Source organism: Pseudomonas sp. CCC4.1 (genome assembly GCF_035019225.1).
GTDB classification, from domain to species: domain Bacteria; phylum Pseudomonadota; class Gammaproteobacteria; order Pseudomonadales; family Pseudomonadaceae; genus Aquipseudomonas; species Aquipseudomonas bubulae.
This window is the reverse complement of the sequence record NZ_JASJWL010000048.1, coordinates 1-26,583: the sequence shown is the minus strand read 5'-3', so window position 1 is coordinate 26,583 and position 26,583 is coordinate 1. Positions and strand designations below refer to the sequence as shown.

Here is a 26,583-nt window from a genome sequence, read left to right as displayed (position 1 = left end):
GACAGAGAACTGTCATCGAAGGATAGTTTGCCTCAGACAAAAATAATCAGACTGGAGCCCCAGAATGTCATCCACGCAGTCGCTTTCCCTCGCCGAATTGACCGCCTTGCTGCAACGGATTTTTGAGCGTCATGGCACCTCGCCGGAGGTTGCCGGGGTACTGGCGGACAACTGCGCCCGGGCGCAGCGCGATGGTTCCTATAGCCATGGGGTATTCCGCATTCCGGGTTATCTGTCATCACTGGCCAGCAACTGGGTCAATGGCCAGGCGGTGCCGGTTGTAGAAGACGTTGCCAGCGGGTTTATCCGCGTGGATGCGGCGGGGGGCTTTGCCCAGCCAGCATTGGCGGCCGCCCGCGAGTTGCTGGTGGCAAAAGCCCGCAGTGCCGGGATTGCGGTGCTGGCGATTCGTAACTCCCATCACTTCGCCGCGCTCTGGCCGGATGTCGAGCCGTTTGCCGAAGAAGGCCTGGTGGCCTTGAGCGTGGTCAACAGCATGACCTGCGTAGTGCCTCACGGTGCACAAAAACCGTTGTTTGGCACCAACCCGATTGCCTTTGCCGCACCCTGTGCGGATGGCAATCCGATCGTATTCGACCTGGCCACCAGTGCGATTGCCCACGGCGACGTGCAAATTGCCGCTCGTAAAGGCCACTCGTTGCCTGCTGGCATGGGCGTAGACAAGCAGGGTGAGCCCACTGAAGACCCGAAAGCCATCCTCGACGGCGGCGCCTTGCTGCCCTTTGGCGGGCACAAGGGCTCGGCGCTGTCGATGATGGTCGAGTTGCTGGCGGCGGCGCTGACGGGGGGCAATTTCTCGTTTGAGTTTGACTGGTCGAAACACCCGGGTGCACAAACCCCGTGGACCGGCCAATTGCTGATCGTGATCGACCCGAGCAAATCTGGCGGCAACAGCTTTGCCCAGCGCAGCGCAGAACTGGTTCGGCAGATGCATGCAGTAGGGCTTGAGCGCATGCCGGGTGACCGGCGCTTTATCGAGCGGGCCAAATCGTTGAGCGAAGGCATCCCGCTGGGGGCTGAAGAGCTGGCGAAGTTGCGTGAATTGGCGGGGTAACTGCGCCAAGGATCCGTTTGGTAAACGCCGCTAAACCTGTGGGAGCGGGCTTGCTCGCGATAGCATCACCGCGGTTTGCCAGATAACCGGCGTGGCCTGCATCGCGAGCAAGCCCGCTCCCACAATCCACCTGCGCGCATCAGGTTTGGGGAGTGGTTTACAACGCCAGAAACTGCCGTATCAGATTGGGCGTACACCCCGTCCAGCGTTTCAGGGCGCGGCGAAAGTTCGCCGGGTCGTTGAAGTTCAGGTACTCGGCCACCGCTTCATTGCTCAGCCCCTTGATCTGGTAAAGATACAGCGCCATATGCTTGCGCGCCTGATCCTGCTGGGCCTGAAAGTGGGTGCCGTGCTTGTTCAGCTTGCGCTTGAGGGTGGCCTGGCTCACCGAAAAATGCTGCGCGGCCTGCTCAAGGCCCGGAGCCTCCCGGGCATTGTTGCGCAAGTACACATACAGCCGGTCAAGCAGGCTGGCGCGAAAGCCCAGGCTGTGCAACTGCTCCTGTGCCTGTTGATAGGCCACTTGGCGGGCAATGGCCGAGGCATTCGGCCAGGGCCGGGTCAGGTATTCACGGGGCAGGCGCATCATGTCCAGCTGGCAGCCAAACTGGGTGTTCTCCCCCAGATGTACCCAGTACTGCTCCACATAATGCGGCTCGGCATGGCTGAAACTGCATTCCCACGGCAGGCGCTCGCCACTGAGCCACTGACTCATGGCCATCAGCGCCGTCATACTGGCCTCCAGTACAAAACGCAATTGCTCCTGGGCCCCACAACTGTCGAGCCAGTACACATAGGCGTATTTGTCGTCCAGCAACAGCCGCGGGGTGAGCAAGGGGCTGAGCAGGGCGCGGTGATGGATCAGGGTTTCCAGGGCCTGCTGCAGGTTCTGTGCCTGATGCAAGGCGTGGCTAGCCGGGCCGTAATGTCCCGGCCACAGGCGCTGGCCAAACAGAAAACTGCTGTCATCGGCTTCGAGTAAGCGTTGTGCATTGGCGATCAGGGTAAAACACTGCTGGGGGCTGAGACGCGTGTGCCCGGCGACGATGTCCTCGTAAAACAGCCCGGTACCGCGCAGCAGGCGATGGCTGTCGATATCCCGCGACAACGCCAGATCAATCAGGGTCGCAGGTTGATAGTGCCCGGCAATAAAGCGGCTGTCGGCTTCGTACCAGCGGCTGTCCAGGATCATGCGCGTTTGCTCCGTGGCGGCTTGGCCCGCACCAGTGTCAGGTTCAGGCGCTTGAGCAGCTCATCGGGCGCTTCGTTGACGGCCATCACCACCGCGGTACTGGCCGACAGATACACCCGTTCACCCTGTTGGCGGGTTTTGTGGGCCAGGCTCTGTACCGCCTGCTGCAGTTCCAGCGCCAGCAAGCGGGCCTGACTCTCGCCGGTATTAGGCAACAGCACCACAAAACGGTCACCGGCCAGCCTGCAGAGCAGATCGTGGCGACGCAGGTTGAGCAGCAGCAACTGGCTGAGGGCCTGCAACACGGCATCACCTTCGGCGTGGCCGTAATGCTGGTTGATGGACGTGAAATCGTCGATATCCAGCGCCAGCAGTGACAGCGGCTGTTGCTGCTCGACGCTTTGCGCCAGGCAGTCGCTGACCTGGTGCTTGAGGTAACCGGCGCCGCCCAGGGGGGTGAGTTTGTCGAACAGCCGGTGCTCGCGAAATACCCGCTCGCGCTTCTCCATCTGTTGATTGATAGCCTGCTGCTCGCGGTGCCAATGAAACAGGCCGATGGTCAGCAGAATCATGCCGACGGGCATGGGTGCCGACTCCATCCAGTGATCCCAGCCAATATGTTTGGGCAGGCGGATAAACTCGTCGAGCACATCCACCCACCAGGAAAAAAACATAAAGCACAGGCCGTACGCCAGGTAGTTGGTGACCCGCCCGGTGGGCCGGCTTTTAATCACCAGCCCCAGCCAGAACAGCATAAACAGGGCGGTGCCGCCTTCGCCGAAGATATCCAGCCAGTGCCACTCGCTGAAGGCCTTGGGGGTACCGAATGCCAGGTTGAGCAGTACCGCGGCATTGGCAGCCAGCAGCAGTAAACCAAGCTTGTAGCGATGGTGTTTAAGGACGTTTAACCAAGTCATCACAGTTCTACCCAAACCTATTGCCGGTCAGCAGAGCAGAGCGGTGTGACAACTGTATGACGGGGCTTGCGGGTCGAATCAGCTCAGGTGTGTGGTGAAAAAAAAGTTAAACGCAAGCTCGTGGTTGCCCCCGATTTCGTAGCAGCTGCCGAAGGAACGAGGCTGCGTCCGATTGCGCAGCACTCGTAAATGCGGGTTGTCGGACTGACCTTAAACACCGCACAACCTGACTTTACGACGGCTTCGCCGCCGGACGCAGCCTCGTTCCTTCGGCAGCTGCTACGGGGGGCGATCCTTTCGTAATCAGGTCAAATCAGCTCATTTACCCCTTTCTCACTGCTTGAAACCTTTTGTTTCGGGCGTTTCGCCGAACACTGTCACAGCGCTGTCATCCGCCGACCCTAGCTTTCGCTCCCAAGTTGTCGGGCCATTTGCCCGGCCTGACGTGCGATTTTGGGGGAGCACCAACATGTACAAGTGTCGCAGCAAGGCGCAGTGGGTCGGCTTTACGGTCAGTGCATTGGCCCTGGCAATCGCCAGCGAACGTTTGAGCGCCGCCGAAACATCGGCCATCGGTGCCACTGAACACGTCGAGGTAGTCGGTCAGGCCGTCAGCCTGGACAAGGCACTCAAGCAGCAACGCAACTCGGACACCATCGAAAGCGTGGTGCATGCCGATGGCGTGGCGCAGTTGCCCGACGCCAACGTGGCCGAGGCGGTACAGCGCCTGCCCGGTATCAGCATTGAGCGCGATCAGGGCGAAGGCCGCTTTGTCAGCGTGCGCGGCCTGGGCCCGGACCTCAATAGCGTGACCATCAACGGCACCCTGGTACCGTCCCCGGAAAGCGCCCGCCGCGCCGTGGCCCTGGATGTGTTGCCCTCGGAACTGGTGCAGTCGCTGTCGGTGATCAAGACCCTGACCCCGGATATGGACGCCAACTCCCTGGGCGGTACGGTAGACGTACAAAGCCTCTCGGCCTTCGACCATGACGGCCTGTTCTTCACTGGCAGCACGGAGGCCGGATACAACAAGAACAGCCACAAGACCAGCCCCAAGGTGTCGGGCGCCATCAGCGACCGTTTCAGCCTGGGTGACGGTGTCGACAACTTCGGTGTGGCCGCAGCCCTGAGCTGGAACAAGCGCGACTTTCGCTCCGATAACGTCGAAACCGGCGGCGACTGGGATTTTACCGATGGTGCACGCCTGAACAGCTTTGAACAGCGGGTTTATGAAATCAGCCGCGAGCGTACCGGTGGCGGCCTCAACTTCGATTACAAGCCCGACGACGACACCAGCCTGTACCTGCGCACGCTGTACAGCCGCTTTGAGGACAACGAAACCCGCAACTCCACGGCCTTTGAGTTCTCCGACCCCCAGGCCGAAGACGAGGTGGGCAAAACCAAGACCAAACGCAAGCTCAAGCAGCGCGAAGAAACCCAGGAGATCCAGTCCTACGTCTTCGGTGGTGAACGCACCATGGGCCTGTGGACCCTGAGTGGACAGGCCGGTTACAGCGAGTCCAGCGAAGACAACCCGGGCGGCATCGCCGGGGCCACCTTCAAGGGCAGCTCCAGCATTGGCAACGGTGGTTTTTACGACACCGAAAAACCGCGGCCGATCATCGGCGCAGGTTTTTATGACCCGACCAACTTCAGCCTCGACAAAGTGGACTGGCAAGAGCAGCACACCAAAGACACCGAGAAAAACATCCGCCTGGACCTGGCCCGCGACTACGACGTGCAGGGCTATGCCTCCCAGGTCAAGTTCGGCGGCAAGGTCAGCCGGCGCAACAAAGACAACGACCTCAATGCCTGGACCTACAAGGACTTCTCCGACCTGGGTTTCAGCGACGAGCAACTGAGCCTCAATGCGTTCAACAAGGGCAACCTGCACTACAACCTTGGCCAGTACGGCCCGGGCATCAGCGGCAGCGCGATCAAGGACCTGATTGGCGGCCTGAACCGCGACGACTTCTATAACGAGCAAGACTCGCGGGCCAATGACTTCAAGATGCGCGAAGACATCAATGCGGCCTATTTGATGAATACCGTCGATATCGATGACTGGCGCTTTATTGCCGGCATGCGCTACGAGGGCACCGAGTTCGAGGCCAAGGGTACGGGCGTGCGCGATGGCGTCTTTGAAGACCAGGACACTAAGCGCGATTACCACCACTGGCTGCCAGGGCTGCATGCCCGTTACCAGTTGGCGAAAAACACCCAGGTACGTGCGGCCTGGACCAACACCGTGGTGCGCCCGACCTTTGGCCAGTTGGCCCCGGGATTTGTGATCGAAGACGACACGGCCGAGTTCGGCAACCCTAACCTCAAGCCGCTGGAGTCGAGCAACTTCGACCTTGGCATTGAACACTTTATGGGGCAGGCGGGCACGGTATCGGCGTTCCTGTTCTACAAGGACATCAAGAACTTCGTCTACAACAACGACCTGGCCGGCAGCGGCGAGTGGGTCGACTTCACCGAAGCCCACAGCTATGCCAACGGCGACAGCGCCAAGCTCTATGGCCTGGAGCTGGCCTACTCGCAGAAGTTCGACTGGCTGCCGTCACCCTGGAACGGTTTGATCCTGGGTGCCAACAGCACGTTCAGCCGCTCCAATGCCAGTATCAAGGGCGTTGACGCAGCGACCGGAGCCAGCCTCAAGCGCGATATCGATTTGCCCAGACAGTCCAAGACCGTTGGCAACCTGATGCTTGGCTGGGAAGACGACAAGTTGAGCCTGCGCCTGTCGGCCAACTACAAGTCGGACTACCTCTACGAACTGGCCGGGGTCAATGACAAGGCCCATGACACCTATGTCGATGCCCAGACCTTTGTTGACTTCAGCGCCCGCTACTCGCTGACCAAGAACCTGCAAATCAAGTTCGACGCCCAGAACCTCACGGACCAGCCGTACTTCATGTACAGCGGCAACAGCCGCTTCAACAACCAGTACGAAGAATACGGCCCGACCTACTCGCTGGGCCTGACCTACACCCATTTCTAAGCGTTCGCAGACCCCTGTGGGAGCGAGCCTGCTCGCGAAGATCGCAAGCGTTGTTGAGACCTTCGCGAGCAGGCTCGCTCCCACTGAAAAAGCGTTCTCTTTAGTGAGCAAAATTCAGGATTAATAACTCATGTTCAAACGCAAACCCCGCTTCCTGCCCTTGCTGGCCTGCCTGACCGCCGGCAGTGTGCAAGCGGCCACCGAAATCACCGCCCCGGCCTTGCAGCAATGGTCCACCAGCAAGGCCCAGGCCCTGGGTTTCTTGCCCAATGGCACGGGTGACGAACGTCTGGCGGCAAGCAAGCGTGAAGGCCTGCTGTTGCTGGATAAACAGGGCAACACCCTGAGCCGGGTAAAGGGCGCCTTTGCCGGGCTGGACAGTCGCGCTCTGGGTGATCAGGTGCTGGTGGCCAGCAACGACAAGGACAAGCAGCAGGTCGCACTGTTCAACCTCGACCCCAAGAGCCATCAATGGCAGGCACCGTCCTATCTGCCTGCCCGTGACTATGCGGTGAATGGCGTGTGCCTTTACCAGGATGACGCAAGCAATATCTACCTGTTTACCGTGGGCGAAGAGGGCAAGGGCGAACAGTGGCTGGTGGCGGCTGACAGCCGGCGTTTACCCGCGCCACTGCTGGTGCGCAGCCTGCCACTGCCGCCGCAGGCCAAGTTCTGCAAGGTCGATGACGGCGCGCAGACTCTGTTCGTCAACGAAGAGAATGTCGGTTGGTGGGCCTACCCGGCACATGCCGAGGCCGACGTCGAGCGCGTGCCGGTGGCGATGGTCGAGCCATTTGGCAACCTGAAAAAATCCGCCGGAGACATGGTGCTGGTGCCGGGGGGCATGCTCGGCCTCGATCCCGAGGCGGCACAACTGAATCTGTATCAGCAACAGGGCAAGGCCTGGGCCCCCGTGGCCAGCCTGACGCTGGCCGGGGTCACCGAGCCTGAGCATCTGGCCCTGCGCCAGACGCCGCAAGGCCTGCAACTGCTGGTGCAGGACGGTGCCAGCAACAAGTTGTACGAAGGCGCATTGGCCTGGAAAGCCACACCGGCCAGCCTGCCCCCTGTGCTGGTCAGCGTAAAACCTGCGGTGCAAACCGAAGTGGTGATGAGCCAGGGCGATGCCGCCGATGACCCGGCCATCTGGGTTCACCCGCAAACCCCGGCCCTGAGCCGGGTGCTGGGCACCAACAAGCAGCAGGGTCTTGAGGTGTATGACCTGCAGGGCAAGCGCGTGCAGCATCTGCCGGTCGGGCGGCTGAACAACGTCGATGTACGACCGGGCTTCGAGCTGGGCGGGCGTACTGTGGATCTGGCCGTGGCGACCAATCGCGATCACAACAGCCTCAGCGTGTTCAGCATCGACCGCGCCACCGGCACAGTGCAGGCCGCGGGCGAGATTGCCACGCCGGTTACCGACATCTACGGCCTGTGTCTGTTCAAGGCACCGTCGGGCGAGATCTACAGCTTTGCCAACGACAAGGACGGCATCTTTGTGCAGCACCGCTTGTACGCCAAGGGTGACAAGGTTGAGGGCGAACTGGTGCGCCAGTTCAAGGTGGCCAGCCAGCCTGAAGGCTGCGTGGCAGACGACCGCAATCAGCGTCTGTTTCTCGGTGAAGAGGATGTGGCGGTGTGGGCGCTGGATGCCCGACCGGATCAACCGGCGGCGCTGACCAGCGTGATCAGGGTGGGTGAACAGGTGCATGACGACATCGAAGGCATGGGCCTGTACCAGACCGAAAAAGACAACTACCTGGTGATCTCCAGCCAGGGCAACGACAGCTATGTGGTGGTCGATGCCGAGCCGCCTTATGCCCTGCGCGGTGCGTTCCGGGTAGGGGTCAATGCGGCGGCGGGCATCGATGGCGCGTCGGAAACCGATGGCCTGGAAGTGACCTCGGCCAACCTCGGCGGCCCGTGGAGCAAAGGCATGCTGGTGGTGCAGGACGGTCGCAAGCGCATGCCCGAGCAGGCGCAGAACTTCAAGTACATCCCCTGGACGGAAGTGGCCAAGGCGCTGCACTTGCCATAACCCGGTCATTTAAGACGCTTATAAATATCCCTTTACTGGAGCAACAACATGCACGCAACCATGGAACATATGACGATCTGGGGCCTGATCAGCGACGCGAGTCTGCTGGTCAAGGGCGTGATGCTGATCCTGCTGCTGGCTTCGCTGTTGAGCTGGTTTCTGATTGTGCGCCGCAGCGCCATCCTGCGCCGCAGCGAGCGCGACATGTACAACTTTGCCCGGCGTCTGCGTGGCCAGGGCGAGCTCAATGCCCTGTACCGCGAAAGCCGCGACGCCAGCCAGGAAGATGCGGGTGCCGAGCAGGTGTTTGTCGCGGCCTACAGCGAGTACGCGCAACTCAAGCAGCAGCCGGGTGTGGATACCGAAGGCGTGATGCAAGGGGTGGAGCGGGCGCTGTATGTGGCCATCAGCGAGCAGGAGATCCGCCTGGAGAAAGGCCTGCAGTTTTTGGCGACCGTGGGCTCGGTAAGCCCCTATATCGGCTTGTTCGGTACGGTGTGGGGGATCATGAACTCCTTTATCGGCCTGTCCCAGGTGCAGCAGGCGACCCTGTCCACCGTCGCCCCGGGCATCGCCGAAGCCCTGATCGCCACCGCCATCGGCCTGTTTGCGGCGATCCCGGCAGTGATTGCCTACAACCGTTTTTCGGCCCGTGGCCAGACCCTGCTGACCCGCTACTACAGCCTGGGCAATGAAGTGCAGATGCGCTTGTACCGCAGCCTGCATGCCGGTTCGCGGAACATGTCCGCCGTCGCTTGAAAGGGAGTTTCAACATGCTAGCTCGACCACAGCGCAAACACGGGCCCAAGGCCGAAATGAACGTAGTGCCTTACATCGACGTGATGCTGGTGCTGCTGGTGATCTTTATGGTGACCGCGCCGATGTTGACCCAGGGGGTGAAAATCGAACTGCCGAAAGTGGCCAGTGAAGCCCTGGTCAATGACAGCCAGCAAAAAATCCTCACCCTGTCGGTCAAGGCTGAAGGTGGTTACTACTGGAACCTGGGCAGTGAACTGGACACCAAGAACCAGACCGACAGCGCCGTGAGTCTTGAAGAATTGCAGGCCAAGATTGGCCAGGTGGTGGCGCAGGACAGCAACACCCAGGTGTATATCCGTGCCGACAACGAAGCGGGTTATGGCAGCGTGGTCAAGGCGATGGCGGCCCTGCAGCAAGGTGGCGTGAGCAACCTGGGGCTGGTGACCGAGGCGCCGCAATGAGTGCCGCGTTGATGCACGGCGCGCTGGCGCCTGCACAGCCGTTGCCCTGGACGAGGATGTGGCATAACAGCCAGGCGCTGGTGGTCAGCGTGGCCCTGCATAGCGCCGTAGTGGCTTTTTTGGTGCTGGGCTGGAGCATGGAGCAATCATTGCCGGAACCCGTCCCGTCGACCCTGAAAACCCGGCTGGTGATGCTGCCCGCCGAGCCGGTCGCATCGCCCCCTGTGCCAGAGCCGCTGCCGGTGGTGGCTCCGGCGCCGGTGGTGGAGGCAAAACCCGAGGTGGTAAAACCCAAAGTGGACCCGCAGATCCAGGCGCGCAAACTGGAACAGGCAGCGCTGGCGCGTAAACGTGTGGAAGAGCAGAAGCTGGCGCAAGTGGAGCAACAAAAAGCCGCGCAGCAGCGCGCCGAGCAGGTTGAGGCCCAGCGTCAGCAGGCCGTGGCGGAACAGGCCCGGGTTGCAGCGGCGGATAATGCCCGGCGAGCGCAACAGGCCGCTGCGGCGGCGGATGTGCGTCAGTACCTGCCCATCAGCAAACAAGCCCCGGACTACCCGCAACGGGCACTGGACAAGGGCATTCAGGGTGATTGCACGGTGGAGTACTCGGTGACGCCGCAGGGCAAGGTCGACAACCCCAAAGTGGTGGGCAACTGTCACCCGGCGTTTATTCGTCCTTCACTGGTGGCGGCGGCGACGTTCCGCTACCAGCCGCGCATGGTCGATGGCCAGGCAGTGACAGTGCCGGGGGTGCGCAATACCTTTCATTACAAGATCCAGTAACGCTAGGCACAACCCTGTGGGAGCGGGCTTGCTCGCGATGGCAACGACGCGCATCAACTGCAAGACCGAGGCGCCTGTATCGCGAGCAAGCCCGCTCCCACAGGGTTTGTCGCTCACCTGACGAGTATCAACATCCTCCGGGCATCCTTGGCCTATGCTCCACGGGTTTTCAAGCTCAAGGAGATGGCCATGAATGCGCCTGCAACCAGCCCCACGCCCGCTACGGCAAAAGCAAAACTCCCCATTGGTCTGGTGATAGCTGTCCTGGTCATGATCGGCATTCTGTTGCTGCCATTGCCTGCTGACCTGCCGGTGGCCGGCCATCGCATGCTGGCGATTCTGGCCTTTGCCGTGGTGGTGTGGATCACTGAAGCGGTGTCGTACGAAGCCAGCGCCATCATGATCACGTCCCTGATGGCGTTTCTGATCGGCATGGCGCCCACCCTGGCAGACCCTTCAAAGCTCTACGGCACCTCTGCCGGCATCACCATGGCCCTGACCGGGTTTTCCAATGCCGCCCTGGCACTGGTGGCGGGCGCTCTGTTTATCGCTGCCGCCATGACCCACACCGGCCTTGACCGGCGCATTGCCCTGGTCACCTTGTCGCGTATCGGCACCAGCACCCGACGCATTTTGCTGGGGGCGATTGCGGTCACCATCCTGCTCAGCCTGGTGGTGCCCAGTGCCACGGCGCGCAGTGCCTGCGTAGTGCCGATCATGATGGGGGTGATCCTGGCCTTTGGTGTGGACAAACGCTCGAACATCGCGGCCGGGATCATGATAGTCGTGGCCCAGGGCACCAGTATCTGGAACGTCGGCATTCAAACGGCGGCCGCGCAAAACCTGCTGACCGTAGGCTTTATGGACAAGATGCTCGGCGCCCGGGTGAACTGGCTCGACTGGCTGATCGCCGGTGCCCCCTGGGCCATCATCATGTCCGCGGTGTTGCTGTTCGTGGTCCTGAAAATGCTGCCGCCAGAAAGCGACAGCATCCCCGGCGGCAAAGAGGCGGTAGAAAAATCACTGGCCGAACTGGGCCCCATGACCGGCCCGCAGAAGCGCCTGATGGGCGTGTCGATCGCCTTGCTGCTGGCCTGGGCCACCGAGGGCAAACTGCACAGTTTTGACACCACTTCGACCACTTACGCCGGGCTGGTGTTTTTGCTGCTGCCGCGCTTTGGCGTGATGACCTGGAAAGATGTGCAGTCACGCATTCCGTGGGGCACGGTGATTGTGTTCGGGGTCGGCATCAGCCTGGGCACGGCCTTGCTGACCACCCAGGCCGGGCAGTGGCTGGGCGGCCAGGTGGTGGCCAATACCGGGCTGGATCAAGTGGGGCCGTTGGGGATCTTTGCGATTCTGGGCGCGTTTTTGATCTTGATTCACCTGGGCTTTGCCAGTGCCACGGCATTGACCTCGGCCTTGCTGCCGATTCTGATCGCGGTGCTGCAAACTTTACCGGGCGAATTCAACCGCCTGGGCATGACCATGTTGCTGGGCTTTGTGGTCAGCTACGGTTTTATCCTGCCGATCAACGCCCCGCAAAATATGGTGTGCCTGGGCACGCAGACCTTCACCGCCAAACAGTTCGCCAAGGTCGGGTTGATTGTCACGGCGGTGGGCTACCTGCTGATGCTGCTGTTTGGCGCGACCTACTGGAGCTGGCTGGGCTGGATGTGATGTCGATGTGTAGCCGCTGACGAGGGACGAGGCTGCGATGGGCTGCGCAGCAGCCCTGGCTCTTGAAGGTCCTTCGGCCCTTATCGCAGCCTCGTGCCTCGGCAGCGGCTACAGGAGGTTCAGTTAGCGTTCTCGCTACGCCCGCCGCTGCTGACTTCCGCCGGTACATCCTCGCCCGCCATGCGCTTGCGGAACAGCGAAGTCCGTGCCAGCAGCAAGGTCGTCACCGGTACGGTAATCGACAGCAGGATCGGCATCAGCCAGGCATGCAGTACCGGGGTCGATTTAAGGGCGGAAAAGTACAGGATCGAGGCCAGGGCCACGCCCCATGCGCCAAGGGTCGAAGCCAGTGCCGGCGGGTGCATGCGCTGGAAAAAATCCTTGAGGCGCAACAACCCGATCGCCCCGCACAGGGCAAACAGGCTGCTGAGCACCAGCAGCACAGCCACCGGTATTTCGATCCAGAGACTCATTCGATCACCTCGCCACGCAGCAGGAATTTGGCCAGCGCAAACGAGCCGACAAAGCCGAACAGGGCAATCAGCAGTGCGCCTTCAAAGTAGGTGTCACTGGCGTATCTGATACCCAGCACCAGCATCATCAACATGGCCAGGATATACAGGTAATCCAGCGCCAGAACCCGGTCCTGGGCCGAGGGGCCCTTGAACAGTCGGATCACGGTCAGAACCATTGCCAGGCTGAAGATAAACAGGCTGAGCAGGATGGCATTGGTGAGCAGGGCACTCATTCAAAGATCTCCATCAACGGGCGCTCGTAGGCGGTTTTGAAATGTTCGATAAACGACGCCTCGTCATCCAGATCAAACACGTGCAACAACAGCACGCTGCGGTCCAGCGCCAGTTCCGACCAGATGGTGCCGGGCACCACGGTGGTGATCATCGACAGGGCGGCCAGACCGTTGGCGTCGCGCAAGTCCAGGGGGATCTTGATAAACCGCGAACGTGGCGGGTTTTTGCCGGCGCGCAGCACACCCAGGGCCACGGCAATATTGGACGCCACCACATCGCGGCCCACCAGAAAGAACAGCTTGAGAATCACGCCGGGACGGCGAATGCGCACCGGCAGCGGGCGCAGCGGCGCAAACATCAGCGGTGCCAGAATGGCCAGCGCCGCGCCCAGCAGCAGGTTGCCTGCACTCAGGGACAGGTTGAGCAGCAACCACAGCGCCCACAGCGCCAGGGACAGCCAGGGGGCAGGGAACAGGCGCTTCATGGTTGCACCTCCTGCGCTGCCGCCCTGGCTTGCGGGCTCGGCACCGGACGGGTGGCGATCACGGCCATCACATAACGCTCGGGGTTGTTCAGGGTGTCGGCGGCGGCCTGGGTATAACGCAAGACCGGCTCGGCCTTGAACGTCAGGACTACGCACAACCCCAGCAGCAGCACGATGGGCAGGCACTCAATGCGGCGCAGGATCGGCGACGGACGCTCAAGGGGCGTCCAGAAACGCTGGATGCCCATGCGTGAAAAAGCAATCAACGAGGCCAGGCCCGAAAGAATCAGCAACGCCAGCAGGCTCCAGGCCGCAGTTGAGATGGGTGCATCGCTGGCATTGCCCAGTCCCAACGGGTTGAGCAAGGCGTTAAGCAAACCGAGCTTGCCGATAAACCCGGACAGCGGCGGCATGCCGATAATCAACAGCGCGCAGGCGATAAAACTCAAGCCCAGAAAGGCCATCGTCCAGGGAATGATCTGGCCCACGACAATTTTTTGCTCATCGTCCAGGTTGCTGCCCCGCGGTGGGGGTAACGACTCGCTCAGGCTGGGCTGCGGCTCGGCATCATCTTCAAGCACCAGATCGGCAGAAGAGCGCGAGCGTTCGATCAACTCGGCCAGCAGGAACAGTGCGCTCAGGGCCAGGGTTGAACTGACCAGATAGAACAGCGCGGCGCTGGTCAGGTTGGGCTGGGCGAAGCCCACGGCCGACAACAGGATCCCGGCAGACACCAGAATGCTCAGGCTGGCCATGCGCTCCAGGCGCTGGGCGGCGAGGATGGCGATGGCGGCGCAAACAATGGTGGCCATGCCGCCGTAGATCAGCCAGTCACCGGCAAAGTACGCCGAGGCTCCGGCTTGCCCGGAAAACAGCAGGGTCCAGAGGCGCAGCACGGTGTAGATGCCCACCTTGGTCATGATCGCAAACAGCGCCGCCACCGGCGCACTGGCCGATGAATAGGCCGGTACCAGCCAGAAGTTAAGCGGCCACATGCCCGCCTTGGCCAGAAAGGCCACCGCCAAAATGGCCGCGCCGGCATGTAGCAAGCCGCGATCGGCCTCGGGCACCAAGGGGATTTTCAGCGCCAGATCGGCCATGTTCAAGGTGCCGGTCACCCCGTAGATCAACGCCGCACCGATCAGGAACAGCGATGAAGCCAACAGGTTGATCGAGATGTAATGCAGCCCCGCCGACACCCGCGCCTTGCCCGAACCATGCAGCATCAAACCGTAGGAGGCGGCCAGCAGCACTTCGAAAAACACGAACAGGTTGAACAGGTCGGCGGTCAGAAAGGCCCCGTACAGGCCCATCAACTGAATCTGGAACAACGCGTGGAAGCTGGCCCCGGCACGGTCCCAGCGGGCCATGGCGAACAGCAGGGCGCAACTGGCGATAATGCCGGTCAGCACCAGCATCAAGGCGCTCAGATGATCGACCACCAGGGCGATCCCGAACGGCACTTGCCAGTTGCTCGGCAGATAGACACCAATCGAAGCCGGAATCGCTTGCTCACGGGTCCACAGCAACAGCATCACCGAAATACCCAGACCGATCAGGGTCGAGATCAGGTTAATGCGCGCTTTCAGCGGACGGTGTTTCTCCCCCAGCAACAACATGCAGGCTGCGGTCAGCAGCGGCAGCAGAATGGGCGCGACAATCAGGTGCGGCATCAAATTCATTCTTTAGGCTCCCGGCCATCAACGTGGTCGGTACCGGTCAGGCCCCGAGAGGCCAGCAAGACCACCAGAAACAGCGCGGTCATGGCGAAACTGATGACGATTGCGGTCAGTACCAGTGCCTGGGGCAGTGGGTCGGTGTAGTTGAGCAAGTCCTGGGGCACGCCGTCCTTGATCACCGGCTCCTTGCCGATAAACAGGCTGCCCATGCTGAAAATAAACAGGTTGACCCCGTAAGACAGCAGACACAGGCCCATGACCACCTGAAAGGTTCGCGGACGCAGAACCAGCCAGGTGCCCGATGCGGCCAATACTCCGATAGCGATGGCAATGACTTCTTCCATCAGGCGGCTCCTTCTTTGGATGCAAGCGGGGGTTGCTGGGCGGGCAGCGGGGCCAGCTGATTGCTCGGGCGATGGGCCCTCACGGACTGGTGAGCCAGTGCCGTGAGGATCAGCAGGGTTGCACCGACCACCACCGCAAACACGCCGATATCGAAGAACAGGGCGCTGGCCACATGAATATCCCCCAGCAGCGGCAGGCTGAAGTGGAAGGTATGGGTGGTCAGGAACGGATAGCCCAGGGGAATCGAACCCAGCCCGGTCAGGGTGGCGCACAGCAGGCCGAAACCCATCCAGCGCAGCGGTCGCAGGCTCATCTGCGCCTCGACCCACTGCGTGCCGGCAACCATATACTGCAGGATAAACGCCACACTCATCACCAGGCCTGCGACGAAACCGCCGCCGGGCTGGTTGTGCCCGCGCATAAACAGGTACATGGACACCACAAAAGCGATCGGCAGCAACAGGCGCACCAGCACTGCCGGCACCATCATAAAGCCCAGTGCGGTGTCACTGGCGCTGCGCGGGTTGACCAGGTCGGTCATCACGTCCTTGGCCAGCAGACGCTGCTGGGCAGGCAACTGCATGCTCTCTTTCGAAGGGCGGAAGCGGCGCAGCAGGGCAAACACGGTCAGCGCCACGGCGGCCAGAACAGTGATTTCACCCAGGGTGTCGAAGCCGCGGAAGTCCACCAGCATCACATTCACCACATTGCTGCCGCCGCCTTCAGGCAAGGCCCGGCTGAGGTAGAACGAGGAGATGTCGTTGGGCGTCTGGCGGGTCAGCATCGCGTAGGACAGCAATGCCATGCCACCCCCCACTGCAGTCGACAACAGCAAATCCCGCAGACGACGGACCTGGGCCTTGCGCAAGGTGCCCGGCAGTGGCGAGACTTCCTCGATACGCCGTGGCAGCCAGCGCAGACCCAGCAGGATCAGCACCGTGGTCACCACTTCAACCACCAGTTGCGTCAATGCCAGATCAGGCGCCGAGAACCATACGAAGGTCACGCAGGTCATCAGGCCGCACACACTGACCATGGTCAGGGCTGCGAGACGGTGGTACTTGGCTTGCCAGGCAGCGCCCAGGGCACAGGCAATCGCAATCAGCCACAGGGTGATAAACACGATCGAGCCCGGTATTTTCGGGCGGTCGCCCCAGCCCAGCCCGCTGTACAGCATCGGGATCAGCCCGGCGATCACGGCGACCAGAATCAACAAAAACAGCTGGGTTTGCAGGCGCTGGGTGCTGATGCGTCGTTCGATGCGCCGCGCGCCGCGCATGATCACCACCAGGCTGCGCTCGAAGAAGCGTTTGCCATTGAAATACTGGATCAGCGGCGGCAGCGGGAAGCGGTCGAGCTTGAGCTGTTTGCGCAACAGCACATACAGCAGGATACCGCCGGACATGGCGATCAGGCTCATGATCATCGGCGCATTCAGGCCATGCCAGATCGCCAGGCTGTACTCGGGCAGCTCACCGCCCACCACCGGCTGCGCCGCAGCGGCGAGCAGCGGGCCGACGGTTTGCGCCGGGAAAATCCCCACCGTCAGGCAGGTCAGCACCAGCAGTTCAACCGGGGCACGCATCCAGCGCGGTGGCTCGTGGGGGGTATGGGGCAAGTTGGTCGCGGGCGGGCCGAAGAACACATCCACCGTGAAGCGCAGGGCATAAGCCACACTGAATGTACCGGCGATGGTCGCAATCACCGGCAGGGCGATTTCCACCCAGGCGGTTGAATTGATAAACACGGTTTCGGCAAAAAACATCTCTTTGGACAGGAACCCGTTCAACAACGGCACCCCGGCCATGGAGGCACTGGCGACCATGGCCAGGGTCGCCGTATAAGGCATAAGCTTGAACAGACCGCTGAGCTTGCGGATATCCCGGGTGCCGGTCTCGTGGTCGATGATCCCCGCCGCCATAAACAGCGACGCCTTGAAAGTGGCGTGGTTGAGAATGTGGAACACCGCAGCCACCGCTGCCAGCGGACTGTTCAGCCCCAGCAGCAGGGTAATCAGGCCCAGATGGCTGATGGTCGAGTAGGCCAGCAGGCCTTTAAGGTCATTTTGAAACATCGCGCAATACGCGCCCAGCACCAGGGTGCAGGCACCGGCGCCGCTGACAATCCAGAACCACTCTTCACTGCCCGACAGCGAAGGCCACAAGCGGGCGAGCAGAAAGACCCCGGCCTTGACCATGGTTGCCGAGTGCAAGTAAGCCGATACCGGAGTGGGCGCCGCCATGGCGTGGGGCAACCAGAAATGAAACGGGAACTGTGCGCTCTTGCTCAGGGCGCCGATCAGGATCAGCGGCAGCAGAATTGGATACAGGCTATGGGCGCGGATCTTGTCGCCTGCAGCCAGCACTGCATCCAGATCATAACTGCCGACGACATGGCCAAGCAGCATGACCCCCGCCAGCAGACACAACCCACCCGCGCCCGTGACCATCAGCGCCATATAAGCGCCGCGGCGGGCATCCGAGCGGTGGTGCCAATAACCAATCAGCAAGAATGAAAAGAGGCTGGTCAGCTCCCAGAAAAACACGATCTGGATCAGGTTGCCGGATAACACCAGGCCCAGCATGGCCCCCATAAACGCCAGGAAAAACGCAAAAAAGCGCGGCACCGGGTCCTCGGGTGACATGTAATAACGGGCGTAGAGCGACACCAGCGTGCCGATGCCAAGCACCAGAATCGAGAACAGCCAGGCGAACCCGTCCAGCCGCAGAACAAAATTCAGGCCGAGACTGGGCAGCCACATGAACTCTTCACGAATAACGCCACCATGGGCGATCTGTGGATAGAGCAGGGCTACTTGTACAGTACCGATCAATGCAATCAGACCGGCCAACAGTGATTCACTGTTACGTGCGTTGTGCGGCAAAACAGCCGCCAGACAGCTGCCGATAAAGGGCAGAAGCAGTAGAACTATCAGGGACATAGGCTTCTAATCTGCAGGAGTTTGTAAGCGATCATACGGGGCGGGCTGCAGATCACCAACAGCAAACCTGTGGCTGAATCCTACAAAGGCTGTCGATAACCTGTCTGGTTTACTACAGCTCTATCCCTATATAAGCGCTTCTAAGTAAAAAATCGTACCGGCTCTTAGCCTTGCAGCTTTAATCGCAAGCTTGATCACCTTGCTTGTCCTCAAGTGCTTCGGGCTGTTTACCCTTGGTTTTTAACTCACTGACGATCACGGCTGCAACAATCAATACAGCGCCAAGCAAGGCAATGGCTGGCAAACGCTCACCCGCCAGGCGCCCGGCGATCCCTGCCCAGACTGGCTCGCCGGCATAAATCAGGGTGGCGCGGGTAGGTGAAACGCTTTTCTGTGCCCAGTTCATGGCCACCTGAATCACCGCACTGGCGGCACCCAGGCCTGCAGCACTGGCTAACAATAGCCATGAAAAGTCAGGAATGGCCTCTTGTGTAGGAATAATCATGAAAAAAGCCAGAATGGACGCCGTACTGAGCTGCACCACCGTGACCCGGCGCACATCCACCTTGCCCGCATAAGCACTGATCAGAATGATCTCGGCCGCTATGGCAATGGCGCTGATCAACGTGGCGATCTCGCCGGGGCTGAAATCCAGCGAGGCGCCGCCGGGCCCGGACAACAGCATCAGGCCGGTAAAAGCCAGCATGATCCCCAGGCTCGGCATCAACCCGGGCCTGCGCCCCAGCACCAGCCATTGCAGCAGGGGCACGAAAGGCACATACAGAGCGGTAATAAACGCCGACTGGCTGCTGGGAATGGTTTGCAGGCCGATGGTCTGCAAACCGTAACCGAGCATGATCGAAACCCCGATAAACATCCCGGCCTTGAGCTCGAACAGCGTGATGCCACGCAAGCTGCGCAGAGAAAACAGCGCGACCATGGCCGCCGCCGCGGCAAAACGCAGGCCCACAAAAAACATCGGCCCGCTCGCCGTTAACGCATGTTGTACCAATAGAAAGGTGATGCCCCAGACCATGGTGATCAGGATCAGCACACACTCCGCTTTACTGAAGCGGGAAATAAACGACAGCAATCCGGGAAGTTTCAATGGCATTGAACCTTGCGTGTTACAGGAATGGAGACGCACAATGCGCCAAAGCTGGGCAGTATACTGCGCAGCCCCACAAGGTGAGCAATATAGTGCCCAAAGAAAATTCACAACGCGCATCTGTTCTCCAGCACGTCAGCCAGAACGTACGACGCCTCAGGCTGCTCGCGCACTTGAGCCAGAGCGCATTGTCAGAACAGTCCGGGGTAAGCCGGCGGATGCTGGTGGCCATCGAGGCAGGGGAAAAGAACGTCAGCCTGAGCACCCTTGACCGTGTGGCGGAGGCGTTGAATGTAGCCTTTAGCGACTTGATACAGGCCCCGGGGTCAGGGGACCCGAGCCGCATCAACGAAGTGGCCTGGACGGGCACCCGGGTTGGCAGCAAAGCGGTTCTACTGTCCAAGGCCACCGCTACACGGGAAGTAGAACTGTGGGAATGGACCCTGGAGCCGGGTGAGGAATACCACTCCCAGGCGGATGCCGAGGGCTGGAGCGAACAGCTCTATGTATTTGAGGGCAGCCTGACCCTGGTGATGGACGACCGGACGCTGCAGATAGCGGCGGGGGAGTTCCATATGTACGCCAGCAACCGCCCCCATGCCTACCGCAACGAAGGTGACGTGATACTGCGCTTTGTACGCAACGTGGTGATCTGAAAACGGGTGCCTGCGAAATAACTAAAAATTATTAGAATTCAGGGGGTTGCCAGCTTCCAGCTTCTAGTACATAATGCGCGCCATCAGCCCGGGGCAACGACCTGAAGTGCTGAAGAATCAAATGCTTGTAGCGATAATGTCGCAGTAACAAACTCTTGTTTTTGATGTTTTCACAGAAACTTCAAGCACAATTGGCCGAATAGCAAAATGGTTATGCAGCGGATTGCAAATCCGCCCACGCCGGTTCGATTCCGGCTTCGGCCTCCACATTCGAAAGCCCCGTAGATCAAGGTCTACGGGGTTTTTTATTGGGCGCAGGAAAGTGAAGAGTTCCGAAACTTTAGGGGGTGGAGTTCCGAAACTATTTCATTTTGAGGGCTTGGCGATGGCTCCGACGCGCCGGTAAACCCTCTTGGTGATTTCCTGTTTTGAGTGACCAAGCAGCAAGCTGGCATCACCAATATCAGTAATTTCTGATGCGGCTTTCGGGCGGATGTCTTTGAACTGGAACTGGGCAATTTTATCGGCATCACCCGGGTTGCCTTCGACGATTGCTTTGAGTTTGGCTTTTTCTCGAGCATCGTCCCAACGGTTGCGCAACATTTCCTGTGATACTTGCCTCCCGGATGTATTCAAAATAAAACGAGCAGAGCTGTGCTGTTTGTTCCTGGTGCATATATCTTCGATAAGCATGCCCAGGCTGTTTTTAATGCCATCGACTTGCATCAATATTCTGAGCCTTCGCCCTGTCTTCCCTTGTTGGACGGTGAGGTAGTCACCTTCCACGTCCCCTTCATTCATGGCGATCACATCAGCTGGGCGCTGTCCTGTCAGGTAAGCCAGATCCATAGCGTCTTTCAGCTCTTGCGGTGCCTGAGCGTACACCGCAGCCCACACCACATCGTTGGCATAGAAGTCGCGGACCTTTTCTTTATTCTTACGTACTCCCGCGCAGGGATTTTCTTTATCTGTGAAACCCCACTCCCTTGCCATGTTGAACACATGTGAGAGCAGAGCGATTTCTCTATTGGCTCTGGTCTTGTAGTGGTCTAATGAAACCGGACACCCTTTTAGGCGAGAATACTCGCCAGATCGAGGTGTCAGATGACCAAACAACGCCGTACCTTTTCCGCTGAATTCAAACGCGAGGCTGCCGACCTCGTGCTCAAGCAAAACTACAGCTTCATCGAAGCCAGTCGTTCACTGAGTGTTGGTGAGTCGGCGCTGCGCCGCTGGGTCGACCAGCTTCAGCAAGAGCGCACCGGCGTCACGCCCCAGAGCAAGGCCCTGACACCAGAGCAGCAAAAAATCCAGGAGTTGGAAGCTCGGATTGCTCGCCTCGAGCGCGAGAAATCAATATTAAAAAAGGCTACCGCGCTCTTGATGTCGGAAGATGTCGAGCGTACGCGCTGATCAATCAGCTAAGCGTCCATGAGCCTGTTGACTGCTTGTGCGAGGCGTTTGAGGTCGCTCGTTCGGGGTACTACGCGCATCGTCTAAGGCGGCGAACACCAGATGTTGAGCGGCTCAGGCTGCGTAGCCGAGTGAGCGAGTTGTTCACCCAGGGCCGAAGTGCTCCCGGCAGTCGAAGCATCACGTTGATGATGCAAGAAGAAGGTGAGCAAATTGGACGGTTTAAGGTACGCAGGCTGATGCGTGAGCTGGAGTTGGTCAGCAAGCAGCCAGGATCACACGCCTATAAAAAGGCGACAGTCGAGCGGCCGGATATCCCAAATATATTGAACCGAGAATTTGATGTCGAAGCGCCCAACCAGGTCTGGTGCGGCGACATCACCTACATCTGGGCACAGGGGAAATGGCACTACCTTGCGGTTGTCATGGATCTTTACGCTCGCCGAGTGGTGGGCTGGGCGTTATCAGAAAAGCCGGATGCAGACTTGGTGATCAAGGCGTTGGATGTGGCTTACGAGCAGCGTGGCAAGCCGCAAGGCCTGCTATTTCACTCAGACCAGGGATCCCAATATGGCAGCCGCAACTTTCGCCAGCGGCTGTGGCGTTATCGCATGCGTCAGAGTATGAGCCGCCGAGGAAACTGCTGGGATAATGCGCCGATGGAGCGGGTTTTTCGCAGCTTGAAAACAGAGTGGATACCAACCACTGGCTACATGACCGGCCACCAGGCTCAGAGAGATATTAGCCAGTACCTGATGCATCACTACAACTGGATCCGACCTCATCAATTTAACGATGGATTGGCCCCAGCGAAAACGGAAGAAAAACTCAAAACCGTGTCCGGGATGAGTTGACCACTACACGATGCAGTTGTCGTAGGTGGCAGAACAGCAACATAGCTAACCGCGACATTGGCAGTTTGATAATTCAAAGCATGATGTTGCAGGAAGGTTTTCAGCGCGCGCAGACTAGGATCTGGGCCGATGGAAAATTTGCTTAGCTGATGTGCGCTGGATAGCTTTTCGATGGAGTAATCAACGCCGGGTTGCATAGCGTACAGCCGTAACTATCAGTGTGTATTTTTAGGGTTGTTACCAAAAACATGGCGCAGAATCGCTTTGCCGCGCTTGTACGAAGCTTTTGCGTTCATGTTGGGTGGATCTTCTTTGAGGTGCTGCAAGAACCGCGCAGCATCTTTCTCGCTGAGTTCAACTCGACCGAATGTTTCGCTTTTGATCGCCATAAATTCAGACCTGTCTTTGCCGGAGACCGACTTTGTTAGGCTATTTGTAAAGGGTTAATCAGCAGATTTTAGCTCAGCCGCGTGTTTTGTTGGCGTCCGTTCAGACGACAGGTCAACCTCTGCGCCTATTCTTGAATTCAGATTGTAACGATCCTGATCAGGAGCACCCCAGGCCCGGCAAAACGCTGCGATCACTGATAGACAGTGTCTCGGCGCAGACCGGTGCCTATCAGCGGGAGATGGCGCGGGCAGGGCGGATGGGGCGCGATTACCTGCGCACTATTTCAAGCGGCAATCGTGAAGCCTCGGCCGGTTGGTAGGTATGGCCCATGAAGGTCTGGATAACGTGCCCAAGACCGATACCTGGCGATTGCAGCAGGGCGAGCGGGTAGTGGGCGGGCGTACCAATGCGTTTGAAGCAGTTTCTGGCACCGCCCGCCAAGACGGTGGGCGCTGCGCAATCCATGCCATCGGTTCAGGTACAGATCAGCGTCGATGCGCGAGGCAACAGCTCGCTTGACGTCACGACTGAATCTCGCGCCCAGCAATTTACACAACAAATGGGCAAAATGATCGATGCGCCAGTGCGGCAGGTGATCCGTCAGGAACAGCGCCAGAACGGTTTGCTGGACGCCACGGGGAGGCACTGATGGACACGTTTATCTGGCCTGTGCGCTTTGGCTCTTCTGGTCAGATCGAGCAGCGGGTACAAACCAACGAGTTTGGCGACATCAACGCAGGTAAATTTACCAAGGGTGTTCGCGTGATCGGTGAAGATCGCTACCCGGTTGTTATTATCCCTTTTGGCTTACCTAACATCAAAACAGCCATGGATAACGCCATCCAGAAGGATCACTGCGCTGTCGGCCTCAGTGATGTTGTGATGAGCCAGCTGAATCATTCTTTCTTGTTTGGGGCAATTGGTTACCGTGTTGAGGGGGATTTGATCATCGACAATACCCTGCCGGGTTGCGCCAACCACATCTGATTTATCCGTTGTATTTGAAGCCCAGACCCGGCCAAGTGCTGGGTTTTGTATTCCTGGAATGAACAGAGGTACACCATGAGCACGTCCACCGACGTTCAATTGCCTGAATGGGCGGGAAGAACGCGTCGAACTCTGGGAGAGGGGGCAAATTGTCAGTGTTCACGAAGCCGCGTGCGGTCAGTTCCCTCTCCCTCCGGGAGAGGGCTAGGGTGAGGGGCTCTTAAACAGGGTATCTACAAGGTCATTGATGAGCGAATCGTTGTGTCGGTGATTGCAGTCGGCAAACGAGAACGCAGCACAGTTTAGGATCAAGCCAAAAAGCGTTGAATTGATTCGAGAAAGATCGGCCAGCCCGAATTGCTGAATGCATGGCAAAACTTGGATCTGTTCAAGCGCGATGCCGAAGCCATATACCCTTGGGCGATAGAGGCCAAGCCTCCTCTCAAGACCAGAACATCCCCAATTGACGGCGCCAGCCCCTCAAGATGGCAGATTGTCAGGCAGTCGCCTGCGCATAGAAATGATCAGGCGTGTCCTTAACGCATCAAAAAAATTTTCACCTTTCACGCAATGCACCTGCTTTCTTGTGGTCTCTACCCTCGACTCTGCAAAAGGACAGGCTCCATGTCGATACGTTCTGCACTCTGCCTGATAGCCTTGCCGTTATTCGCAGGCTGCCAGTATCTGCCCCGCACCTATTACTTCACAGCCCCTGAAAACGAGCCGAACCCCGCCTGGGTACGCATCGTCAACTTCACTCAGCATGCCAGCCTGTACCAGTACGAAAATGGGATACGTTCGGGCGGTGTCATTCGCAGTGGGCCGCTTCCGTTCATCCATACACAAGATGAGGGGATGCCCAAAGCAGGGCAAAATCTCACGTCGGACTATTACGAAACCCGCATCCGGCCCGGTATCGAAACGCACGTGGGTATGTACTGGGAGGGGGCGCGCACGCGATCCTGCTACGTCTCGACGCAGTTCACGGCAGAACCTGGGCACTATTACCAATTCAGGCTGACATCGGGCTCTACTGGCACCTGCACGTTATACCCGTCGCTGATTGAGCGCGACAAGGACGGAGACGGCTGGCATCTCACTCCAAACTCGCAGGTGAGGTACAAGGGTGAAGGGCCGACGGCCAAAACCCATTACAACAATAGCCACTTCGAAGATCCCAATGACCATCCACCAGCGCAGCTTTATCCCGGTATAGACGTTTTATAAAAAGGAGCAGTTCGGTGGATATCAGAAAGTACTGGTTAACGCTCGGCGAACAAGCATCAGAAGACCTGTTCGCATGGTCGGCGTTTGTCGCGCAAACGGAATTCCTGTGGCAAGACGCTGCTTTGGTCCAGGACGCCGTCGCTTGGCAGGCTCTTTGGTTCGAACTGGAGATAATCAACGGGCTTGCGTTGGCCCAATGGGACGATCAGGGAAGGCCGGATGATTGGTCATGCGCCTGGAACAAAGACTATCGAAAAGATGCGGCTGCACTGGCGACTGAACTGGCAGCCATGGTTCGCGATGCAGATTTATCTGCCGTCTGATCCAGGCCGCCTGGAATCTTCCACCGGAATCAGGCGTGAAGGACTACGACAATTTTTACTTCGACACGGACCTATCCTGGGAGGCCGAGAGCGACGGTATTGTCCGTACCCGGCAGCTTTTCCAGGATCTGGACGCAAAGGTCGATATCAAGAATCAGGCCCGTGTCCATCTCTGCTACGGCGAACGCTTTGGCAGGGCTTATCCTCGGCTTGAGTCAGCGAAGCACGGAATTGATAGGTATCTCGTTGCGGGTACTTGCATTGGTCTGGACCCTGGCACGGGTGAGGTGCATGCGCCTTATGGGTTGGATGATGTCGCAATGGGTTATTTGCGACCCAACCCCAAAAATATCCAGCCTGACTTGTTCCATCAAAAAGCTACAAGCTATCAGTTGCGCTGGCCGTGGTTACGGATCGTTTAGTCCAAAGCATATGGCTAGCTGGGTTCGGCCCACGGTTTGATGCCCATGGTTGGCTTTTTACCGACGAGGCTCGCGAGGTAAAGAGTCACGATGATTAAAAGCTGAAAATAAAGAATGGCCATCCATTGCACCTGACGAACGCTGTGAGGGCTGCCCCCGGTGCCCAGGGATATAGAAGGGGGGCAAAACCGCTGGCGTGGGTAACCGCCAGTGGTTAATCGACAAGCTCGGGGGTGGGCTCTGTGACAGCTTTGGGTGTGGCCTGTGGGGTGGGTTCAGCTGTAGAAATATGCGCCTGGGTATAAGGCGTGAGATTCCCCGCTTGCCAGCGCTCGAGTCGGTGCATTTTTACCCGAACCCACAGCCAATAGCTGAAGCTCAGCAGTGCAACCCCCACCCCGATCTGCAGGCTGAGGGTTTCCAGTAAAGGCACACCCTTTTGCGCATTGGCGCCATACCAGGACAGCACAGGAATCGCCAGCAAGGCCCAGGTGGCGAACCAGGCCAGCAGGCCGGCAAACAGGGTTCTGAACAGCATTTTGTAAGGGCTGCTAATTGCGCGATTGCGCAGCAGGCTGTGTTCTTGGCCGGTAGGCCGTACAGCGGCGATAACCAGCGCTTTATTGAACCCGGGGGCGTAAAACCAGACCCGGCTTTTGCCACTGCGGTCAGCGCCCATCAGGTGGTGATAAAGGTCATGGGTCATGGCCAGGCGTTTGGCCGTGCGCCCATCGATACGGGCAGTGAACTCGTCACGGTGAAAGTCTATTTGTTTAAGATCGCTTATTACGCAGTCCGTATAAAAGAACTTCGGCACACAAAACATCCTGTTTGGGTGGGGCTTGCTTGATGGGGCGATATCATATCGCCATGTATGTTTTTTGTCGAGACGATGAGGTTGTTTTGTAGTGTGGTTAGAGTGGGTTAATTGGAGGATATATTGACGCCAATTTAATGGCTGGCAACTGAAGATGGATAAGAGTATTGAAGTTGCTATTGCGGAGGGGGTGTTGAGCTGTCTCTTATACACATCGGGGATGGGGGGGTGGGGGTGTTAAAAAAAATGGGGGGGGGGGGGGGGGGGGGGGGGGGGGGGG

General features: G+C 59.1%; 25 protein-coding genes, 1 tRNA gene and 2 pseudogenes. 16 read left to right on the top strand and 12 right to left on the bottom strand.

What is annotated here, in order from left to right; genetic code table 11:
- Positions 1-64 precede the first annotated feature (64 nt).
- The gene (locus QN377_RS17170; RefSeq protein WP_095000599.1) at positions 65-1,075 is read left to right on the top strand and encodes an Ldh family oxidoreductase; all 1,011 of its coding nucleotides are present in this window, start codon (positions 65-67) and stop codon (positions 1,073-1,075) included.
- 157 nt (positions 1,076-1,232) lie between these two features.
- Here QN377_RS17170 and QN377_RS17165 read toward each other — a convergent pair whose 3' ends face one another.
- Both QN377_RS17165 and QN377_RS17160 read right to left on the bottom strand, forming a co-directional pair.
- Positions 1,233-2,267 carry an AraC family transcriptional regulator gene (locus tag QN377_RS17165; protein ID WP_095019763.1) on the bottom strand — a complete coding sequence of 345 codons (1,035 nt, stop codon included), beginning with the start codon at positions 2,265-2,267 and terminating at the stop codon, positions 1,233-1,235.
- Entirely contained in the window at positions 2,264-3,184 is a 921-nt protein-coding gene (locus QN377_RS17160; RefSeq protein ID WP_095000597.1) for a GGDEF domain-containing protein, read from the bottom strand. The genes QN377_RS17165 and QN377_RS17160 overlap by 4 nt, the downstream gene beginning before the upstream one ends.
- Before the next feature lie 469 nt (positions 3,185-3,653).
- On the opposite strand from QN377_RS17160, the gene QN377_RS17155 reads away from it, so the two are divergent.
- From QN377_RS17155 to QN377_RS17130, 6 genes are all read left to right on the top strand, one after another.
- Positions 3,654-6,188 carry a TonB-dependent receptor gene (locus tag QN377_RS17155; protein WP_322213117.1) on the top strand — a complete coding sequence of 845 codons (2,535 nt, stop codon included), beginning with the start codon at positions 3,654-3,656 and terminating at the stop codon, positions 6,186-6,188.
- A 130-nt stretch (positions 6,189-6,318) separates the two neighbouring features.
- Positions 6,319-8,226, top strand: coding sequence for a phytase (locus QN377_RS17150; protein WP_322213115.1), 1,908 nt, complete (start codon positions 6,319-6,321; stop codon positions 8,224-8,226).
- A 48-nt stretch (positions 8,227-8,274) separates the two neighbouring features.
- Positions 8,275-8,985, top strand: coding sequence for a protein TolQ (tolQ, locus tag QN377_RS17145; protein WP_322213114.1), 711 nt, complete (start codon positions 8,275-8,277; stop codon positions 8,983-8,985).
- A gap of 14 nt (positions 8,986-8,999) precedes the next feature.
- Entirely contained in the window at positions 9,000-9,446 is a 447-nt protein-coding gene (gene tolR / locus QN377_RS17140; protein ID WP_235570604.1) for a protein TolR, read from the top strand.
- The gene (locus QN377_RS17135) at positions 9,443-10,228 is read left to right on the top strand and encodes a TonB family protein (protein WP_322213113.1); all 786 of its coding nucleotides are present in this window, start codon (positions 9,443-9,445) and stop codon (positions 10,226-10,228) included. The genes tolR and QN377_RS17135 overlap by 4 nt, the downstream gene beginning before the upstream one ends.
- Before the next feature lie 189 nt (positions 10,229-10,417).
- Positions 10,418-11,908, top strand: a complete 1,491-nt coding sequence (locus QN377_RS17130) for a DASS family sodium-coupled anion symporter (RefSeq protein ID WP_130871634.1) — start codon at positions 10,418-10,420, stop codon at positions 11,906-11,908.
- A 119-nt stretch (positions 11,909-12,027) separates the two neighbouring features.
- Here QN377_RS17130 and QN377_RS17125 read toward each other — a convergent pair whose 3' ends face one another.
- The 7 genes from QN377_RS17125 to QN377_RS17095 all read right to left on the bottom strand — a co-directional run bounded on the left by QN377_RS17125 (position 12,028) and on the right by QN377_RS17095 (position 19,220).
- Complete coding sequence (locus QN377_RS17125) at positions 12,028-12,381, bottom strand: Na+/H+ antiporter subunit G (protein WP_153381244.1); 354 nt, start codon at positions 12,379-12,381, stop codon at positions 12,028-12,030.
- Entirely contained in the window at positions 12,378-12,656 is a 279-nt protein-coding gene (locus QN377_RS17120) for a K+/H+ antiporter subunit F (RefSeq protein WP_048358261.1), read from the bottom strand. Before QN377_RS17120 ends, QN377_RS17125 begins: the two co-directional genes overlap by 4 nt.
- The gene (locus tag QN377_RS17115; RefSeq protein WP_237149099.1) at positions 12,653-13,141 is read right to left on the bottom strand and encodes a Na+/H+ antiporter subunit E; all 489 of its coding nucleotides are present in this window, start codon (positions 13,139-13,141) and stop codon (positions 12,653-12,655) included. The genes QN377_RS17120 and QN377_RS17115 overlap by 4 nt, the downstream gene beginning before the upstream one ends.
- Positions 13,138-14,823: a monovalent cation/H+ antiporter subunit D gene (locus QN377_RS17110; protein ID WP_322213109.1), complete on the bottom strand. Its 1,686-nt coding sequence runs from the start codon at positions 14,821-14,823 to the stop codon at positions 13,138-13,140. The genes QN377_RS17115 and QN377_RS17110 overlap by 4 nt, the downstream gene beginning before the upstream one ends.
- Positions 14,820-15,164, bottom strand: coding sequence for a Na+/H+ antiporter subunit C (locus QN377_RS17105; protein WP_003446102.1), 345 nt, complete (start codon positions 15,162-15,164; stop codon positions 14,820-14,822). Before QN377_RS17105 ends, QN377_RS17110 begins: the two co-directional genes overlap by 4 nt.
- Positions 15,164-18,106, bottom strand: coding sequence for a monovalent cation/H+ antiporter subunit A (locus QN377_RS17100; RefSeq protein WP_153381249.1), 2,943 nt, complete (start codon positions 18,104-18,106; stop codon positions 15,164-15,166). Before QN377_RS17100 ends, QN377_RS17105 begins: the two co-directional genes overlap by 1 nt.
- A 178-nt stretch (positions 18,107-18,284) precedes the next feature.
- Complete coding sequence (locus tag QN377_RS17095) at positions 18,285-19,220, bottom strand: DMT family transporter (RefSeq protein WP_153381251.1); 936 nt, start codon at positions 19,218-19,220, stop codon at positions 18,285-18,287.
- Between the two features lie 86 nt (positions 19,221-19,306).
- On the opposite strand from QN377_RS17095, the gene QN377_RS17090 reads away from it, so the two are divergent.
- Positions 19,307-19,870, top strand: a complete 564-nt coding sequence (locus QN377_RS17090) for a helix-turn-helix domain-containing protein (RefSeq protein ID WP_235570598.1) — start codon at positions 19,307-19,309, stop codon at positions 19,868-19,870.
- A gap of 193 nt (positions 19,871-20,063) precedes the next feature.
- Positions 20,064-20,137: transfer RNA gene (locus tag QN377_RS17085), tRNA-Cys, on the top strand.
- A 99-nt stretch (positions 20,138-20,236) separates the two neighbouring features.
- Here the strand turns inward: QN377_RS17085 and QN377_RS17080 are convergent.
- Positions 20,237-20,911: pseudogene (locus QN377_RS17080) on the bottom strand (tyrosine-type recombinase/integrase); the annotation flags it as partial.
- A 63-nt stretch (positions 20,912-20,974) separates the two neighbouring features.
- Here QN377_RS17080 and QN377_RS17075 point away from each other — a divergent pair.
- A protein-coding gene (locus tag QN377_RS17075; RefSeq protein WP_322213104.1) for an IS3 family transposase occupies positions 20,975-22,137 on the top strand; the annotation gives its coding sequence in 2 pieces (ribosomal slippage) (positions 20,975-21,230 and positions 21,230-22,137; 1,164 coding nt in all).
- A gap of 215 nt (positions 22,138-22,352) precedes the next feature.
- Here QN377_RS17075 and QN377_RS17070 read toward each other — a convergent pair.
- Complete coding sequence (locus QN377_RS17070; RefSeq protein WP_237148854.1) at positions 22,353-22,526, bottom strand: hypothetical protein; 174 nt, start codon at positions 22,524-22,526, stop codon at positions 22,353-22,355.
- Positions 22,527-22,933: 407 nt separating this feature from the next.
- Here QN377_RS17070 and QN377_RS17065 point away from each other — a divergent pair, with 407 nt between their 5' ends.
- The 6 genes and pseudogenes from QN377_RS17065 to QN377_RS17040 all read left to right on the top strand — a co-directional run bounded on the left by QN377_RS17065 (position 22,934) and on the right by QN377_RS17040 (position 25,486).
- Positions 22,934-23,176 (top strand): hypothetical protein, encoded by a 243-nt coding sequence (locus QN377_RS17065; RefSeq protein WP_322213103.1) that lies wholly within the window; start codon positions 22,934-22,936, stop codon positions 23,174-23,176.
- Positions 23,176-23,514: a hypothetical protein gene (locus QN377_RS17060; protein WP_322213102.1), complete on the top strand. Its 339-nt coding sequence runs from the start codon at positions 23,176-23,178 to the stop codon at positions 23,512-23,514. The genes QN377_RS17065 and QN377_RS17060 overlap by 1 nt, the downstream gene beginning before the upstream one ends.
- A 231-nt stretch (positions 23,515-23,745) precedes the next feature.
- Positions 23,746-23,820 (top strand): annotated as a pseudogene (locus tag QN377_RS17055) (type II toxin-antitoxin system mRNA interferase toxin, RelE/StbE family); the annotation flags it as partial.
- 318 nt (positions 23,821-24,138) lie between these two features.
- A complete protein-coding gene (locus QN377_RS17050; protein WP_322213101.1) occupies positions 24,139-24,741 on the top strand; it encodes a hypothetical protein in 603 nt (200 codons plus the stop codon).
- Between the two features lie 14 nt (positions 24,742-24,755).
- A complete protein-coding gene (locus QN377_RS17045) occupies positions 24,756-25,064 on the top strand; it encodes a hypothetical protein (RefSeq protein ID WP_322213100.1) in 309 nt (102 codons plus the stop codon).
- Positions 25,052-25,486, top strand: a complete 435-nt coding sequence (locus QN377_RS17040) for a nucleotidyltransferase family protein (protein ID WP_322214123.1) — start codon at positions 25,052-25,054, stop codon at positions 25,484-25,486. Before QN377_RS17045 ends, QN377_RS17040 begins: the two co-directional genes overlap by 13 nt.
- A 214-nt stretch (positions 25,487-25,700) precedes the next feature.
- Here QN377_RS17040 and QN377_RS17035 read toward each other — a convergent pair whose 3' ends face one another.
- A complete protein-coding gene (locus QN377_RS17035) occupies positions 25,701-26,303 on the bottom strand; it encodes a hypothetical protein (protein ID WP_322213099.1) in 603 nt (200 codons plus the stop codon).
- Positions 26,304-26,583 lie beyond the last annotated feature (280 nt).

Excerpts from the sequence above, each read along its gene's own strand:
- QN377_RS17070 (WP_237148854.1), bottom strand. The coding sequence starts at position 22,526 with ATGGCGATCAAAAGCGAAACATTCGGTCGAGTTGAACTCAGCGAGAAA.
- QN377_RS17150 (WP_322213115.1), top strand. The coding sequence starts at position 6,319 with ATGTTCAAACGCAAACCCCGCTTCCTGCCCTTGCTGGCCTGCCTGACC.
- QN377_RS17160 (WP_095000597.1), bottom strand. The coding sequence starts at position 3,184 with ATGACTTGGTTAAACGTCCTTAAACACCATCGCTACAAGCTTGGTTTA.
- QN377_RS17115 (WP_237149099.1), bottom strand. The coding sequence starts at position 13,141 with ATGAAGCGCCTGTTCCCTGCCCCCTGGCTGTCCCTGGCGCTGTGGGCG.
- QN377_RS17135 (WP_322213113.1), top strand. The coding sequence starts at position 9,443 with ATGAGTGCCGCGTTGATGCACGGCGCGCTGGCGCCTGCACAGCCGTTG.
- QN377_RS17100 (WP_153381249.1), bottom strand. The coding sequence starts at position 18,106 with ATGTCCCTGATAGTTCTACTGCTTCTGCCCTTTATCGGCAGCTGTCTG.
- QN377_RS17170 (WP_095000599.1), top strand. The coding sequence starts at position 65 with ATGTCATCCACGCAGTCGCTTTCCCTCGCCGAATTGACCGCCTTGCTG.
- QN377_RS17095 (WP_153381251.1), bottom strand. The coding sequence starts at position 19,220 with ATGCCATTGAAACTTCCCGGATTGCTGTCGTTTATTTCCCGCTTCAGT.
- QN377_RS17165 (WP_095019763.1), bottom strand. The coding sequence starts at position 2,267 with ATGATCCTGGACAGCCGCTGGTACGAAGCCGACAGCCGCTTTATTGCC.
- QN377_RS17120 (WP_048358261.1), bottom strand. The coding sequence starts at position 12,656 with ATGAGTGCCCTGCTCACCAATGCCATCCTGCTCAGCCTGTTTATCTTC.
- tolR (WP_235570604.1), top strand. The coding sequence starts at position 9,000 with ATGCTAGCTCGACCACAGCGCAAACACGGGCCCAAGGCCGAAATGAAC.
- QN377_RS17060 (WP_322213102.1), top strand. The coding sequence starts at position 23,176 with ATGGACACGTTTATCTGGCCTGTGCGCTTTGGCTCTTCTGGTCAGATC.
- QN377_RS17155 (WP_322213117.1), top strand. The coding sequence starts at position 3,654 with ATGTACAAGTGTCGCAGCAAGGCGCAGTGGGTCGGCTTTACGGTCAGT.
- QN377_RS17050 (WP_322213101.1), top strand. The coding sequence starts at position 24,139 with ATGTCGATACGTTCTGCACTCTGCCTGATAGCCTTGCCGTTATTCGCA.
- QN377_RS17065 (WP_322213103.1), top strand. The coding sequence starts at position 22,934 with ATGCGTTTGAAGCAGTTTCTGGCACCGCCCGCCAAGACGGTGGGCGCT.
- QN377_RS17130 (WP_130871634.1), top strand. The coding sequence starts at position 10,418 with ATGAATGCGCCTGCAACCAGCCCCACGCCCGCTACGGCAAAAGCAAAA.
- QN377_RS17110 (WP_322213109.1), bottom strand. The coding sequence starts at position 14,823 with ATGAATTTGATGCCGCACCTGATTGTCGCGCCCATTCTGCTGCCGCTG.
- QN377_RS17105 (WP_003446102.1), bottom strand. The coding sequence starts at position 15,164 with ATGGAAGAAGTCATTGCCATCGCTATCGGAGTATTGGCCGCATCGGGC.
- tolQ (WP_322213114.1), top strand. The coding sequence starts at position 8,275 with ATGCACGCAACCATGGAACATATGACGATCTGGGGCCTGATCAGCGAC.
- QN377_RS17125 (WP_153381244.1), bottom strand. The coding sequence starts at position 12,381 with ATGAGTCTCTGGATCGAAATACCGGTGGCTGTGCTGCTGGTGCTCAGC.